This is a genomic window from Streptomyces sp. JHA26 (assembly GCF_002005565.1).
Classification (GTDB): Bacteria; Actinomycetota; Actinomycetes; order Streptomycetales; family Streptomycetaceae; genus Streptomyces.
On the sequence record NZ_BDJC01000019.1, the window covers coordinates 79453 to 94188 of the forward strand.

15 protein-coding genes are annotated in these 14736 nt (G+C 73.1%); 7 read left to right on the plus strand and 8 right to left on the minus strand.

Annotated features, from left to right (window positions below; translation table 11 throughout):
• Positions 1–12 precede the first annotated feature (12 nt).
• Positions 13–234, minus strand: coding sequence for a hypothetical protein (locus JHAT_RS14495; RefSeq protein WP_077798573.1), 222 nt, complete (start codon positions 232–234; stop codon positions 13–15).
• 233 nt (positions 235–467) lie between these two features.
• A complete protein-coding gene (locus JHAT_RS14500) occupies positions 468–866 on the minus strand; it encodes a DUF3099 domain-containing protein (protein ID WP_077798574.1) in 399 nt (132 codons plus the stop codon).
• Between the two features lie 258 nt (positions 867–1124).
• Here JHAT_RS14500 and JHAT_RS14505 point away from each other — a divergent pair, with 258 nt between their 5' ends.
• A complete protein-coding gene (locus JHAT_RS14505; protein ID WP_077798575.1) occupies positions 1125–1406 on the plus strand; it encodes a GlsB/YeaQ/YmgE family stress response membrane protein in 282 nt (93 codons plus the stop codon).
• A 67-nt stretch (positions 1407–1473) separates the two neighbouring features.
• Here the strand turns inward: JHAT_RS14505 and tyrS are convergent, their stop codons facing one another.
• Genes tyrS through JHAT_RS14520 form a run of 3 tightly spaced genes read right to left on the minus strand, consistent with a single transcriptional unit; the run spans position 1474 to position 5700 of the window.
• On the minus strand, positions 1474–2742 hold the full coding sequence (gene tyrS / locus JHAT_RS14510; RefSeq protein WP_077798576.1) for a tyrosine--tRNA ligase: 1269 nt from the start codon (positions 2740–2742) through the stop codon (positions 1474–1476).
• 43 nt (positions 2743–2785) lie between these two features.
• Complete coding sequence (locus JHAT_RS14515; protein ID WP_077798577.1) at positions 2786–4180, minus strand: metallopeptidase TldD-related protein; 1395 nt, start codon at positions 4178–4180, stop codon at positions 2786–2788.
• Positions 4177–5700 (minus strand): TldD/PmbA family protein, encoded by a 1524-nt coding sequence (locus tag JHAT_RS14520; RefSeq protein ID WP_077798578.1) that lies wholly within the window; start codon positions 5698–5700, stop codon positions 4177–4179. Before JHAT_RS14520 ends, JHAT_RS14515 begins: the two co-directional genes overlap by 4 nt.
• Before the next feature lie 274 nt (positions 5701–5974).
• On the opposite strand from JHAT_RS14520, the gene fabG reads away from it, so the two are divergent.
• Together fabG and fabI are read left to right on the plus strand one after the other, a co-directional pair.
• The gene (fabG, locus tag JHAT_RS14525) at positions 5975–6679 is read left to right on the plus strand and encodes a 3-oxoacyl-[acyl-carrier-protein] reductase (protein WP_077798579.1); all 705 of its coding nucleotides are present in this window, start codon (positions 5975–5977) and stop codon (positions 6677–6679) included.
• A gap of 5 nt (positions 6680–6684) precedes the next feature.
• Entirely contained in the window at positions 6685–7452 is a 768-nt protein-coding gene (gene fabI, locus JHAT_RS14530; RefSeq protein WP_077798580.1) for an enoyl-ACP reductase FabI, read from the plus strand.
• Between the two features lie 114 nt (positions 7453–7566).
• Here fabI and JHAT_RS14535 read toward each other — a convergent pair whose 3' ends face one another.
• The gene (locus JHAT_RS14535) at positions 7567–8262 is read right to left on the minus strand and encodes a FadR/GntR family transcriptional regulator (protein WP_077798581.1); all 696 of its coding nucleotides are present in this window, start codon (positions 8260–8262) and stop codon (positions 7567–7569) included.
• A gap of 80 nt (positions 8263–8342) precedes the next feature.
• Here JHAT_RS14535 and JHAT_RS14540 point away from each other — a divergent pair, with 80 nt between their 5' ends.
• From JHAT_RS14540 to JHAT_RS14555, 4 genes are all read left to right on the plus strand, one after another.
• A complete protein-coding gene (locus JHAT_RS14540) occupies positions 8343–9674 on the plus strand; it encodes a CynX/NimT family MFS transporter (RefSeq protein WP_077798610.1) in 1332 nt (443 codons plus the stop codon).
• A gap of 34 nt (positions 9675–9708) precedes the next feature.
• Entirely contained in the window at positions 9709–9825 is a 117-nt protein-coding gene (locus JHAT_RS35260; RefSeq protein WP_077798582.1) for an SGM_5486 family transporter-associated protein, read from the plus strand.
• 171 nt (positions 9826–9996) lie between these two features.
• Complete coding sequence (locus JHAT_RS14550) at positions 9997–10203, plus strand: hypothetical protein (protein ID WP_077798583.1); 207 nt, start codon at positions 9997–9999, stop codon at positions 10201–10203.
• Positions 10204–10326: 123 nt separating this feature from the next.
• Positions 10327–10845 (plus strand): histidine phosphatase family protein, encoded by a 519-nt coding sequence (locus JHAT_RS14555; RefSeq protein ID WP_077798584.1) that lies wholly within the window; start codon positions 10327–10329, stop codon positions 10843–10845.
• Between the two features lie 108 nt (positions 10846–10953).
• Here the strand turns inward: JHAT_RS14555 and serB are convergent, their stop codons facing one another.
• Both serB and JHAT_RS14565 read right to left on the minus strand, forming a co-directional pair.
• Positions 10954–12186 (minus strand): phosphoserine phosphatase SerB, encoded by a 1233-nt coding sequence (gene serB, locus JHAT_RS14560; protein WP_077798585.1) that lies wholly within the window; start codon positions 12184–12186, stop codon positions 10954–10956.
• Positions 12187–12512: 326 nt separating this feature from the next.
• Positions 12513–14537 carry a streptophobe family protein gene (locus JHAT_RS14565; RefSeq protein ID WP_171990895.1) on the minus strand — a complete coding sequence of 675 codons (2025 nt, stop codon included), beginning with the start codon at positions 14535–14537 and terminating at the stop codon, positions 12513–12515.
• Between the last annotated feature and the right edge of the window lie 199 nt (positions 14538–14736).

Sequence of the window (14736 nt, forward strand, 5' to 3'; positions counted from 1 at the left end):
GCGCCCACGGTCTCAGGAGGGTTCGGCCGCCTGCCAGTCCTCGAACCGGGCGACGTCCTTCAGGAAGCCGCGCACCCCGAGGAACTGGGACAGGTGCTCCCGGTGCTCCTCGCAGGCGAGCCACGTCTTGCGGCGCTCCGGCGTGTGGACCTTCGGGTTGTTCCACGCCAGCACCCACACCGCGGCATCACGGCAGCCCTTGGCGGAACAGATCGGGGTCGACTCGTCACTCACAGGTTCGTCTCACAACTCGCGGAAAAAGGCGACGCCGAGCAGCCACGGGGGGAGCTGCCCGGCGTCGGTCCGTCGCTCCGACGGGGGATGCGGAGCGCGTACGAAGTATGTCACGGGTCACCCGCGACCCGGCACCGGAACAACATGATTGATCTGAGCTTTTCTTGAGCCTTGGCGTGGAATCGACCCCCGTCCCCGCCGCCCCCGCCGTCACGTCGGCGGCGGCCCCGCGGTCACGACCGGCCGTGCGGCTCACCGCTCGCGCCCCGCGCGGCATCGGGCGCGACGCCTTCCGCAACCGATTCCGCCGAGCCGTCCTCCGCGCGCGGAGCAGTGATCATCGGCGGAGGCGGCACGGTCACGAACGTCGACGGCAACGAGGGCGCGTTCTCCCGACCGGCGTTCGCGATCACGACCGCGATGTAGGGCAGGACCGCGCCGAGCACCAGCGCCACGATCGCGACGTGCCGTTCCACGTTCCACAGGCAGGCGGCGAGGATGACCGAAACCGTGCGGACCGTCATCGAGATGACGTAGCGGCGCTGCCGCCCGCGCACGTCCTCCTGGAGACCCGTACGGGCCCCGGTGATCCGGAACACCTCGGTGTTCTGCCCGCTGCCCAGCTTCCGCATCACGTTCCACCAACCGCCCGTATCGGTCTTTCCCCGCCCCGCTCGCGTCCGCGGCCGCTCGGGGACCCCGGTCCCGGACGTCTCCACGGTACGCCGCGTCCACGCCTGCGACGAGACCGGGTGGCCCCGGCCCGCGCGCCCGGCGTGCGCCGCGTCGCGTAGACGGGTCCCCTGTTCGGCCGTACCCGGCGTGCGCCGTTCGCGGTACGGCCGAAGACTGGCGGCAATGCTCGCGTAGAGCCGTATGAGGAGGCAGCCATGGGCTGGTTGTGGGCGATCATCGTCGGATTCGTGCTCGGTCTGATCGCCAAGGCGGTCATTCCGGGGAAGCAGCACAGTCCGCTGTGGCTGACCACCATCTTCGGCATGCTCGGCGCCATCGCCGGCAACGCGATCGCGCGCGCGGTCGGGGTCGAGGCGACCCGCGGCATCGACTGGTGGCGGCACATCTTCCAACTGGTGGCCGCGATCATCATCGTCGGCCTCGGCGACGCCGCCTACATGGCGGTGCGGGGCAACAGGCGCAGGGAACGCGCCTGACGCGGCACGGCGAAGGGGCGGTCCACGGTCGCCGCGAGGCACCGGGAACCGCCCCTTCGTGCGCCTGTCAGGCGCCGGTGACCTCCACCGCGGCCAGGTTCTTCTTGCCGCGGCGCAGCACCAGCCAGCGCCCGTGCAGCAGGTCCTCCGCGGCGGGGACCGCGTCCTCGGCGGTGACCTTGACGTTGTTCACGTAGGCGCCGCCCTCCTTCACCGTGCGGCGCGCGGCGGACTTGCTGGCCACCAGGCCGACCTCGGCGAACAGGTCCACCACCGGACCGAGCTCGGCGACCTTCACGTGCGGCACCTCGGAGAGGGCCGCGGCCAGCGTCCTGTCGTCCAGCCCGGCCAGGTCGCCCTGTCCGAAGAGGGCCTTGGACGCGTCGATCACCGCGGCCGTCTGACCGGCACCGTGCACCAGCGTGGTCAGCTCCTCCGCCAGCGCGCGCTGCGCGGCCCGGGCCTGCGGACGCTCCTCGGTCTGCCGCTCCAGCTCCTCGAGCTCCGCACGGGACCGGAAGGACAGGATGCGCAGGTAGCGCGAGATGTCCCGGTCGTCCACGTTCAGCCAGAACTGGTAGAAGGCGTACGGCGTGGTCATCTCCGGGTCCAGCCAGACGGCGCCGCCCTCGGTCTTGCCGAACTTGGTGCCGTCCGCCTTGGTCATCAGCGGCGTCGCGTAGGCGTGGACCGTGGCGTCCGGCTCCAGCCGGTGCAGCAGGTCGAGGCCCGCCGTCAGGTTGCCCCACTGGTCGCTGCCGCCCTGCTGCATCGTGCAGCCGTAGCGCCGGTAGAGCTGGAGGAAGTCCATCGCCTGGAGGAGCTGGTAGCTGAACTCCGTGTAGCTGATGCCCTCGGAGGACTCCAGCCGCCGGGCGACGGAGTCCTTCGTCAGCATCTTGTTGACCCGGAAGTGCTTGCCGATGTCCCGCAGGAACTCGATCGCCGAGAGGTTCGCGGTCCAGTCGAGGTTGTTGACCATCACGGCCGCGTTCTCGCCCTCGAAGGACAGGAACGGCTCGATCTGGCCGCGCAGCCGCTCGACCCAGCCCGCGACGGTCTCCGGCGAGTTCAGCGTGCGCTCCGCGGTCGGCCGCGGGTCGCCGATCTGGCCCGTGGCACCGCCGACCAGCGCCAGCGGCCGGTGACCGGCCTGCTGGAGCCGGCGCACGGTGAGCACCTGCACCAGGTGACCGACGTGCAGGGACGGCGCGGTCGGGTCGAAGCCGCAATAGAACGTGACGGGACCGTCCGCGAGCGCCTTGCGCAAAGCGTCCTCGTCGGTGGACTGGGCGAACAGCCCGCGCCACTTCAGCTCGTCGACGATGTCCGTCACGGTTCTCTTGTCTCCTCGGATGGGCTCGGAATCAGGTACGAGGTTATACGCCCTGGCTGACAGAGCTCATATTGAAGTCGGGCACCCTCAGCGCGGGCATCGCGGACCTGGTGAACCAGTCGCCCCACTCCCTGGGCAGCGTCTTCTCCGTGCGCCCGGCCTCCGTGGCCCGGCCCAGCAGGGAGACCGGCGACTCGTTGAAGCGGAAGTTGTTCACCTCGCCGACGACCTCGCCGTCCTCGACGAGGTAGACGCCGTCCCGGGTCAGACCGGTCAGCAGCAGCGTCGCCGGGTCGACCTCGCGGATGTACCACAGGCAGGTCAGCAGCAGCCCCCGCCCGGTGCCGGCGACCATCTCCTCCAGGGAACGGCCGGTGCCGCCCTCCAGGACGAGGTTGTCGATCGCCGGGGCCACCGGCAGCCCGGTCAGCGCGGCGCTGTGCCGGGTGGTGGTCAGCCGGTTCAGCTCGCCCGCGCGGATCCAGTCCGTCGCCGCCACCGGCAGCCCGTTGTCGAACACCGACTGGTCACCGCCGGAGGAGTGCGCGATCACGAAGGGCGCGCTCTCCAGGCCCGGCTCGTGGGGGTCGCTGCGCAGGGTCAGCGGCAGCTCGCCGAGCCGCTCGCCGACGCGCGTGCCGCCGCCCGGCGTCGAGAACACGGTGCGCCCCTCGGCCGCGTCCCGTCCCGAGGCCGACCACAGCTGGTAGATCAGCAGGTCCGCGACCGCCGTCGGCGGCAGCAGCGTCTCGTACCGGCCGGCGGGCAGCTCCACCCGCCGCTCGGCCCAGCCGAGCCGTACGGCCAGCTCGGCGTCGAGCGCGGCCGGGTCGACGTCCTTGAAGTCCCGCGTGGAGCGCCCCGCCCACGCCGACCGGGTGCGGTCCGGGGACTTCGCGTTCAGCTCCAGCGTCCCGGTGGGCTGGTCGTGCCGCAGCCGCAGACCCGTGGACGTGCCCAGGTACGTCGACGTCAGCTCGTGGCGGGCGAAGCCGTACAGCTCCCGCCCGCCCGCACGCGCACGGGCGAACGCCTCCCCGAGGGCCGGCGCGAAGTCGGCGAACACGGCCGACGACGTCTCGGCGGGCGCGTCGGTGAAGTCGGGCGAGGCGGGCACGCCCGTGACCAGCGGCTGCGCGTCCTCGGCGGGACCGGCGCCGCGCGCGGCGGCCTCCGCGGCCCGCACCAGCGGCTCCAGCTCGTCCGCGGTCACCGCCGAGCGCGACACCACCCCGGACGCCGTGCCCTGCTGCCCGTCGACGGTGGCGACGACGGTGAGGGTGCGCCCGCGCGTGACGCCGTTGGTGGTGAGCGCGTTGCCGGCCCAGCGCAGGTTGGCGGTGGACTCCTCGTCGGCGATGACCACACAGCCGTCCGCCCGGGACAGCTCCAGCGCCCGCTCGACGATCTCGTGCGGCTTGTCCGTGCGCGCGCTCATCGACCCGCCTCCTGCGTGGTGTTGAGGATGTTGACTCCCTTGAAGAGGGCCGACGGGCAGCCGTGGGAGACCGCCGCGACCTGCCCCGGCTGGGCCTTGCCGCAGTTGAAGGCACCGCCCAGGACGTACGTCTGCGGGCCGCCGACGGCCGCCATGGACCCCCAGAAGTCGGTGGTCGTCGCCTGGTAGGCCACGTCCCGCAGCTGACCGGCGAGCCGCCCGTTCTCGATCCGGAAGAACCGCTGCCCGGTGAACTGGAAGTTGTAGCGCTGCATGTCGATGGACCACGACCGGTCCCCGACGACGTAGATCCCGCGGTCCACGCCCCCGATCAGGTCCTCCGTCGACAGGCCGCCCGGATCCGGCCGCAGCGACACGTTGGCCATGCGCTGCACCGGCACGTGGGCGGGGGAGTCGGCGTAGGCGCACCCGTTGGAACGCTCGAACCCGGTGAGCCTCGCGATGCGCCGGTCGAGCTGGTAGCCGACCAGCGTGCCGTCCTTCACCAGGTCCCAGGACTGGCCCTCGACGCCCTCGTCGTCGTACCCGATCGTCGCGAGGCCGTGCTCGGCGGTGCGGTCGCCGGTGACGTTCATCAGCTCGGAGCCGTAGCGCAACCTGCCGAGCTGGTCGAAGGTGGCGAAGGAGGTGCCGGCGTAGGCGGCCTCGTAGCCGAGGGCGCGGTCCAGCTCGGTGGCGTGCCCGATGGACTCGTGGATGGTCAGCCACAGGTTGGACGGGTCGACGACCAGGTCGTACAGGCCCGGCTCCACGCTCGGGGCGCGCATCTTCTCGGCCAGCAGCCCGGGGATCTCCGCCAGTTCGGCGTCCCAGTCCCAGCCGGTGCCCGTGAGGTACTCCCAGCCGCGTCCGACGGGCGGCGCGAGGGTGCGCATGGAGTCGAACTCGCCGCTGGAGTCGTCCACCGACACGGCCGTGAGCACCGGGTGCAGCCGCACGCGCTGCTGCGTGGTCACGGTTCCCGCGCTGTCGGCGTAGAACTTGTTCTCGTGGACGGTGAGCAGCGAGGCGTCGACGTGGTCGACCCCGTCGGCCGCCAGCAGCCGCGCGCTGAAGTCGGCCAGCAGGGCCGCCTTCTCCTCGCCGGGCACGGTGAAGGGATCGATCTCGTACGACGAGATCCACGTCCGGTCGGCGTGCACGGGCTCGTCGGCGAGCTCGACGCGTTCGTCCGAGCCGGCGGCCTTGATGACCTGCGCGGACAGCTTCGCCATCGCCACCGCCTGCGAGGCGACCTTGGCGGCGGCGTCGAGCGTGAGGTCCACACCGGACGCGAAACCCCACGTCCCGCCGTGCACCACGCGCACCGCGTACCCGAGGTCGGTGGTGTCCGACGACCCGGCGGGCTTGGCGTCCCGCAGCCGCCAGGAGGCGCTGCGCACCCGCTCCAGCCGGAAGTCCGCGTGCTCGGCGCCCAGCGAACGCGCGCGGGCGAGCGCGGCGTCGGCGAGGGCGCGCAGGGGGAGGGCCAGGAAGGCTTCGTCGATGCTATGAGGCACCTGTGTCTCTTTCTGTCGACGTGACCGGTCGTCCGCGGCGGTACCGGGGGCTGCGCCGCATCATGTCGCGTCGGCCGGTACGAGTACCACACCTTTCCGTCCGGAGCCGGTGCCTTTCTGTAGGGACCCGACAGTGAGTGCCGTGAGCCACTGTGGGTGCCCGATTCCTCGCGGGCGGGTGGGGACCGATAGGTTTTCGGGGAAGCCGCCTGCCACCGCCGCCCGTCGACCGGGGGGCGGGCGGACATCAGACCGCAACTGAAAGGGTGATCCGTTGAGCCGCTCGGTTCTCGTCACCGGAGGCAACCGGGGCATCGGCCTCGCCATCGCCCGCGCTTTCGCCGACGCCGGCGACAAGGTCGCGATCACGTACCGCTCGGGTGAGCCGCCCGCCGGCTTCCTCGCCGTCAAGTGCGACATCACCGACAGCGAGCAGGTGGAGCAGGCCTACAAGGAGATCGAGGAAGCGCACGGTCCCGTCGAGGTCCTGGTCGCCAACGCCGGCGTCACCAAGGACCAGCTGCTGATGCGCATGTCCGAGGAGGACTTCACCTCCGTCGTCGACACCAACCTCACGGGCACCTTCCGGGTCGTCAAGCGCGCCAACCGCGGCATGCTGCGGGCCAAGAAGGGCCGCGTCGTGCTGATCTCGTCGGTGGTCGGCCTGCTCGGCTCCGCGGGGCAGGCGAACTACGCGGCGTCCAAGGCCGCGCTGGTCGGCTTCGCGCGCTCGCTCGCCCGTGAGCTGGGCTCGCGCAACATCACCTTCAACGTCGTCGCGCCCGGCTTCGTCGACACCGACATGACCAAGGTGCTCACCGACGAGCAGCGGGCCGGCATCGTGTCGCAGGTGCCGCTCGGCCGGTACGCCCAGCCGGAGGAGATCGCCGCGACGGTGCGGTTCCTCGCCTCGGACGACGCGTCGTACATCACTGGAGCCGTCATCCCCGTTGACGGCGGACTGGGAATGGGTCACTGAACACCATGAGCGGAATCCTCGAGGGCAAGCGCGTCCTGATCACCGGTGTGCTGATGGAGTCCTCCATCGCCTTCCACACCGCCAAGCTGGCCCAGGAGCAGGGCGCCGAGATCATCCTGACCGCGTTCCCGCGGCCCACGCTGACCGAGCGCATCGCCAAGAAGCTGCCCAAGCCCACCAAGGTCATCGAGCTCGACGTCACCAACGACGAGCACCTCGGGCGCCTGGCCGACGTCGTCGGCGAGGAGCTCGGCGGCCTCGACGGCGTCGTCCACTCCATCGGCTTCGCGCCGCAGGACGCGCTCGGCGGCAACTTCCTGAACACGCCGTTCGAGTCGGTCGCCACGGCCATGCACGTCTCGGCGTACTCCCTGAAGTCGCTGACCATGGCCTGCCTGCCGCTGATGCAGAACGGCGGCTCGGTCGTCGGCCTCACCTTCGACGCGCAGTACGCCTGGCCGCAGTACGACTGGATGGGCCCGGCCAAGGCCGCGCTGGAGGCCACCAGCCGCTACATGGCGCGTGACCTCGGCAAGCAGAACATCCGCTGCAACCTGGTCTCGGCCGGTCCGATCGGCTCCATGGCCGCCAAGTCCATCCCGGGCTTCGCCGAGCTGGCCTCGGTGTGGGACAGCCGCGCCCCGCTGGAGTGGGACCTCAAGGACCCGGAGCCGGCCGGCAAGGGCGTCGTCGCCCTGCTGAGCGACTGGTTCCCGAAGACCACCGGCGAGATCGTCCACGTCGACGGCGGCCTGCACGCCATCGGCGCCTGACCGAGCGCCTTCGAGGGCCCGCGTCCCCTTCGGGGCGCGGGCCCTTCGCGTTGTCACCCGTTCGGCTGAACCGGCAGGTGGGGCGGAGCGGCCGGCGGGCGGACCCCACCGGCCTCAGGCGGGCGAGCCGGCCGTACCGAGCCGGCCCGGGCGGCACAGGAACGGGTAGTCCGCCGCCTCCCGGCCGGCCGTCGCCGCGTCCGACGCGCGGATCGCGTCGACCAGCCGCGTGTGGTCCATGTGCGTCTCCGGCGTCAGCGCGCTGCCCACGTCCTCGCGCAGCCAGTCCCGCATCACCTCACCGAGGTCCGCGTACATCGCGGTCATCACCTCGTTGTGCGAGGCCGCCACGACGGCCAGGTGGAAGGTCGCGTCCGCCGTCACGAACGCCTCCGTGTCGCCCGACTCCCACGCCTCCTCCCGGCGCGCCAGGAGCGCGTCGAGCTGCTTGAGGTCCTTCTCCGTGCGCCGCTCGGCCGCGAGCCTGGCGGCCGCCGACTCCAGCGTGGAGCGCAGCTCGGCGATGTGCCGGGGGTCGGCGTCGGCGAAGCGGCGGTGCATCACGCCCGCCAGCTCGCTGGTCGCCACGACGTAGGTGCCGGAGCCCTGGCGGATGTCCAGCAGCCCGTTGTGCGCCAGCGCGCGGACCGCCTCACGGACCGTGTTCCGGGCGACCCCGAGCTGCTCGACCAGCTCGGGCTCGGTGGGGATGCGGGAGCCGACCGGCCATTCGCCCGAGGCGATCTGCTGCCGCAACGCCGTGATGACCTGCTCGGACAGTGCCGAACGACGGGGATGGCTCAGAGGCATGGCTCACCTTCGCACGCGGATCCCGCGGCGGACAATCGCGGGTGGACAACCAATCATCCCATGATTCTATGATGGGTCTCATGGCTAGTGACGAAACCCGGACGCTGAACCCCACGGCCCTCGGCGGGTCGGCAGCACGCGACGCCCGGGAACCCGAGGAATCACCGGGGGCCGGGCAGCCCGGCACGCGCGCGTGGACGACGTGGACCACCCGTCTGCTCATGCTCGGCATCGTCCTGGCCGCGCTCAACCTGCGCCCGGCCATCACCAGCCTGGGCGCGCTCCTGGAGGAGGTCCGCGACGGACTCGGCATGAGCGGCAGCGTCGCCGGACTGCTCACCTCCGTCCCGCCGCTCTGCTTCGCCGTCTTCGGGGTCACCGCCCCGCGGCTCGCCCGCCGCTTCGGGCCCGGCGCGGTGGTGTGCGCGGGCATGGTCGCCGTCGCCGCGGGCCTGCTGATACGCCCGTACGCCGGCGGCACGGCCGGCTTCCTGGCCGCCAGCGCGCTGGCGCTCATGGGCATCGCGGTCAGCAACGTCCTGATGCCGGTCATCGTCAAGCGCTTCTTCCCCGACCGGGTCGGCTCCATGACCGGCCTGTACTCGATGGCCCTCGCCTTCGGCACCTCGATCGCCGCCGCGGCGACCGTGCCCGTCACGAACGCGCTGGGCGGCGACTGGCAGCCCGGCCTCGCGGTGTGGGCCGCGCTGGCGGCGGCGGCCGTCCTGCCGTGGATCCCGTTCGTACGGAACCGGAAGGCGCCCTCCGACCAGGAGACCCCCACCGACGCCCCCGCCGGTACGGACGGCCCGACCGGGCGGCCCGCCCTGCGGATCACCCGCAGCCGCACCGCCTGGGCGCTCGCCGTCTTCTTCGGCCTCCAGGCCACCGGCGCCTACGTCACGATGGGCTGGGCGGCGCAGATCTTCCGGGACGCCGGGGTGTCCGCCGGCACCGCCGGCCTGCTGCTGGCCGTCATCATGGTGATGGGCGTGCCGCTGGCCTTCGTCATCCCGCGCGTCGCCACCCGCCTGCCCCAGCAGGGCCCCGTCGTGGTGGTCCTCGGCCTGTGCGGGCTCGCCGGATACGCCGGGCTGTACCTGGCCCCGTCCGGCGGCGCCTGGGCCTGGGCGCTGCTGCTCGGCATCTCCAACTGCGCCTTCCCGCTCGCCCTGACCATGGTCGGGATGCGGGCCAGGACGGGCGCGGGCGTCGCCCAGCTGTCCGCCTTCGCGCAGAGCACCGGCTACCTGATCTCCATCCCGGGACCGCTCCTGGTGGGCGTGCTCTACCAGCACAGCGGCGGCTGGGGCCTGCCGATCGCGTTGATGGCCGCCCTGATGGTGCCGCAGATGGTGGTGGGCGTCCTCGCGGGACGCGACCGCACCGTGGAGGAGGAAGCGGCCCGCTGACCCCGGCGCGGGGCCGGGGTGCGAGACTGGCACCATGCCAGTCCTGGATCCGAACCCCCAGCACAGCCAGAAGAAGTTGCTGCTCGTCCTCGGCGCCTTCCTCGCGATCTTCGTGATCATCGGCATCATCGCGACGATCGCCTCGCCGTGACCGGCCGGGGGTGGGGTTAACCCCCCGTCCCCTAGGGGGCGAGGGTCAGGGTCGAGTGGGTGGACCTCCGGATGGGCCGGACCCCGCGGATTCCGTAGCGTCGAGACGTGACCGCGACAGGCGGATCGCGGAGCACGGACCAGGGACGTCCGAAGACCACCGGAGGCACTCATGTCGGCCCCTACCTGCACCCGGCCCCACCCGGCGACCCGGGGGCGCGTCGAGATGCGGCTGCCCTGGTGGGCGATCGCCCTGCCCGTGCTCGCCTTCGTCACGCTGCTCCTGCTGATGCTCAACCCGTCGGACGCCCACGCGGCCGGCGGCGAGCCGGTGATCGCGCACCTCCTGGAGCGGGTGCAGCACCTGGTCGCCCGCTGACGCCGGACGGCGGACCCGGGGCACGCGGCAGGCCGACGGCGCCCTCCGGTCGTACGTTCCCCCGGTGAATCCGCATGTCAACTCCCTGCGCCCTGTGGCCTGTTTCATGCGAAGCTGGATGCCATGAGCGTCGCAGAACCCCGCAGGATCATCCTCTTCCGGCATGCGAAAGCCGACTGGCCACAGGTGTCCGACCACGAGCGGCCGCTCGCCGAACGAGGCCGCAAGGAGGCCGCAGAGGCCGGGCGCCGGCTCGCCGACACCGGCATCCCCGTCGATCAGGCACTGTGCTCCACCGCCGTGCGGACCCGCGAGACCTGGAAGATCGCCGTCGCGGAGTTCCCGCACCGGCCGAAAACGGTCTACGAGGAGCGGATCTACGAGGCCTCGCCCGGTGAACTGATCGCCGTGCTGAACGAGATCCCCGACGACCTGCGGAACGTGCTGGTGATCGGCCACAACCCCGGCATGGAGGGCCTCACCGAGGTCCTGGCCGGCTCGGCCGGGGACGACGTCCGCGAGCGGATGGGCCGCCGCGGCTTCCCGACCGCGGCCTTCGCCGTCCTGTCCTTCACCGACTCCTGGAAGACCCTGGAGCCGGGCGTGGCCTCGCTGGACGACTACTGGGCACCGACCGACTGATCCGACCCGGCACGGCAGTGCCCGGCACCCGCGCGGTCCGGGCCCTCGCCGTACCGGCCTTCGGGCACGACGCCCTCCGGCGGTCCGGGCGGATCGGGACCGGGTGGATCAGGGCCGGTCGAGGTGAAGGCCGAGGTCCTCGTCCAGCGTGTCCGCCGCCTCGACCTCCTCGCGGGTGATGCCCAGCAGATACAGGACCGTGTCCAGGAACGGCACGTTCACCGCGGTGTGCGCCGCCTCGCGCACCACCGGCTTGGCGTTGAAGGCGACCCCGAGCCCGGCCGCGTTCAGCATGTCCAGGTCGTTGGCGCCGTCCCCGATCGCCACGGTCTGCGACAGCGGTACGCCCGCCTCGGTGGCGAACCGGCGCAGCAGCCGCGCCTTGCCCGCCCGGTCCACGATCTCCCCGGTGACCCGGCCGGTCAGCCGGCCGTCGACGATCTCCAGCGTGTTCGCCTGGGCGAAGTCCAGCCCCAGCCGCTCCTTCAGGTCGTCGGTGACCTGGGTGAAGCCGCCGGAGACGACCCCCACCTGGTATCCGAGCCGCTTCAGCGTGCGGATCAGGGTGCGGGCACCCGGCGTCAGCCGTACCTCGGCGCGCACCTTCTCCACCACCGAGGCGTCCAGCCCCGCCAGCAGCGCCACGCGCGCGTGCAGCGACTGCTCGAAGTCCAGCTCCCCGCGCATCGCCGCCGCCGTCACCTCGGCGACCTCGTCCTCGCAGCCCGCGTGCGCCGCGAACAGCTCGATGACCTCGTCCTGGATCAGCGTGGAGTCCACGTCCATCACGACCAGGCGCTGCGCCCGCCGGTGCAGGCCGGCCGAGACGACCGCGACGTCCACACCGAGCGCCGCCGACTCGGTGGCCAGGGCGGTGCGCAGCGGCTCGGTCTCCACACCGGACACCGCGAATTCGACAGCGGTCACGGGGTACTTGGCGAGCCGGAAGATACGGTCGATGTTGCTGCCCGTCCCGGTGATCCGGGCCGCTATGGCGGCCGTCGCCTCGGCGGTGAGCGGGTGGCCGAGCACGGTCACCAGGGAGCGGCCGAGGCCGCGCGGCCGGTTGTCGCCGATGCCGGAGATGATCTCCGCCTGCATCTTCATCGACTCCGCCCAGCTGTGGACGGTCGCCCGTAGATCGCCCTCCAGCGCTCGGGGCGGCTCGGTCACGAGCGCGCACAGCACGATCCGGCCACGGGTGACGACCTGCTCGATGTCGACCACGTCGACGGAGTAGGCGGCGAGGGTGTCGAACAGGCCGGCCGTGATGCCCGGCCGGTCCTTGCCGAAGATCTTGACGAGAAGAGTGGGAACGTCAGAGGTCTGCGTAGCGCTCATGGTGCTCCCACCGTATCCGGCACCCGGTGCCTCCCGCCCGCGAGGTCCGCCTGACGGACACGGAACACCCGACGGCGCACGGGTTGCGCGGGCACGGCCGGACCGTACGGCATCCGGTCACGAGAACCGGTGCCGGGCCGACGCCGCCGGCCGTTCCGGACGCCGCGTCCGGCGACCGCCTGTCCCCGACGCCGCACCCCGGCGGGCACCCGCTCCGCTGGCCCGTCGCTCCGCTGCCCCGCCGGCTCGGTGCGGTGCTCGCCGCGGTCCGGACGGCCGCGGTGTGCCCGGCCGGTGGCACTCCCGGCCCTGTGCAGGCGGCAGGGTCACCGGCCGCCCCTCGGCCGCCGTGGAGGCGCAGGTGGTGGCGGCGGTGGCGGTGGTGGGGGCGGGGGGTCGCCCCACCGGTTCCCGGGCCGCTCCCCGGGACGCGGAGGCCGCCCCGGCGGACGCGGGTCCAGGGGGCCGACCACGGTCGGGGCGCCGTACAGGTCGTCGCCGTCGTCGGACGGCTGCTCCGGTTCCGGCGGACGTGGCTCACCGTGCCCCGTCCCGCCCGGCCGCTCACCCGGCGGGGCCGCGCCCGGGGGCCGGGCGTCCTCCGGTCCGCGCGGGGCGCCCGGCGCGCGCAGGTAGGGGTTGGTGTCCGGGTCGGGCGGCCGGTACGCCGCACCGTACGGGCCGTACGGCCCGTACGGCCCGTACGGCCCGCCCGGCCCCGCGCTCCCGGCGCCCGGGGCGTCGCCGTACGACGGCCGGTGCGTCGGGGCATCCGGCGGCCCCACGGCCCTGCGTCCGCCTATGGGCCCGGCGGGCTCAGCGGCCCCGGCGCTTCCCGCCGGCCCGGCGAACCTCGTGCCGGGGTCTCCCGCCGTCCCGCCGAGCCCGCCCCCACCGCTTCCGGCCGCCCCAGCGTCTCCCGTCACCCCGCCGGCGCCCGCCCCGACGGCACTCCGCGCCAACGGCGTCGCCCGCCGTCCCGTCGCTCCGCTCGCCCGCGCGAGCAGCGCCCCGGTGGCCCCCGCGCCCGCGCCCCACACGGCCCCCAGGAGCAGCGCCGCGCCGAGGTGGCCGCGCAGGTCGACACCGGCGCCGAACGCGTCGATGCCGAGCACCGACAGCGAGGCGTCCACGGACACCTCCGTCAACCGGGCCAGCAGCGGCAGCGCCAGCGCGGTGGCGATCCCCAGCCGCAGGGCACACCGCCCGACAGGCCCCGGGCCGCGCGCATCGGACGGCGCCACCGGCGTCCGCACCGCCGTCAGCACTCCCGCCAGCAGCATCAGCGACGCCGCCGCCACGCCCAGCAGCCACACCCGCCCGTCCAGATCCGCCAGCCGCCCCAGCGTGACCGGCTCGTCGGCACCGCTGCCCAGCAGCTCGTCCAGCGGGTCCGGCAGGAACCGGGACAGCGCACCGTTCGCCCGCCCGTCCCACGGTACGAACAGGCCGACCGGCACGCCGAGCCAGACGCCGTTCGGCGCGCCCAGCAGCGCGGCCCCCGCGATCCGGCGGGGACGGTCGTCGCCGATCGCCGCGTACGCCGCCGCCGCGTACCCGGCCGCCACCGCCGTCAGCGCCACCGTGACCAGGGCGGACGCGGCCGGCCGCACCACCCGGTGCACGGCCTCGCACCCGCGCGGCAGGGGGGTGCGGCGCGAGGCCAGCAGCGCGACCAGCAGGACCCCGACGCACCAGACCAGTCCCCCCAGCAGCGTCGGCGCGGTCTCGACGCGGAAGGCGACCGCGGCCTCGGCACCGACCAGGTCACCGATCCGGTCGGGCAGCAAGCCGCCGAGGTCCCCGAGGTCACCGAGCCCCGGGATCTCCGCGCCACCGCCACCGCCCGCGCCGCCGGGCAGGTCGTCGAGCCCGAGCGAGCCGCCGTCGATCGTCACGACGTCGTGCCCCGCCCGGGCCAGCCCGCCCAGCATCGCCACGAACAGGGCCGTCACCGCCCCCGCGCGGGCGAGGAGTTCGGCGGGCGTGACCACAACTCCCGCCGTCCGCAAGGACCGCAGGAAGAAGAACGACAGCAGCACCGCACCGACGAGGCCGACGCCCAGTGGCGTGATCTCGATGGCGGTGTGCGCCTCGGCGCCTTTCAGTCCGAACGCGGACACGTCGCCGGACGGCGTGACCGACCCGCCCGCGCCGAGCGCCACGGTCGCCGCCGTCATCGGCCCCAGGGAGCCCGCCGCGTCCGCGTCCAGCAGCCGCAGTCCCAGCGCCGCCGTTCCCGCCATGCCGATCAACGCCCAGCTCACGGAGGCGACCGCGGACAGCACCACGTCCGCCCACGGCACCCCCGTGCCGTGTCCCTCGTTCCCGACGCTCGTGGACGCGCTCATGGCAGACCCCCCGATCCGCTGCGCGGCGGGGTCGCCGCGCATGTCCCCCTCGCGTGGATTACCACTCTCCGGGCAGGTTTCAACCCCGTCAACGGAAACGGCGGGTGGCCCTGTGCGCGGTCTTCACAAGGCCCGACTTTCGGTCAGGGGCCCGGGCCTGGAATAGTTCCCCTCGATGTTCGACATCCCTAGACTCCCC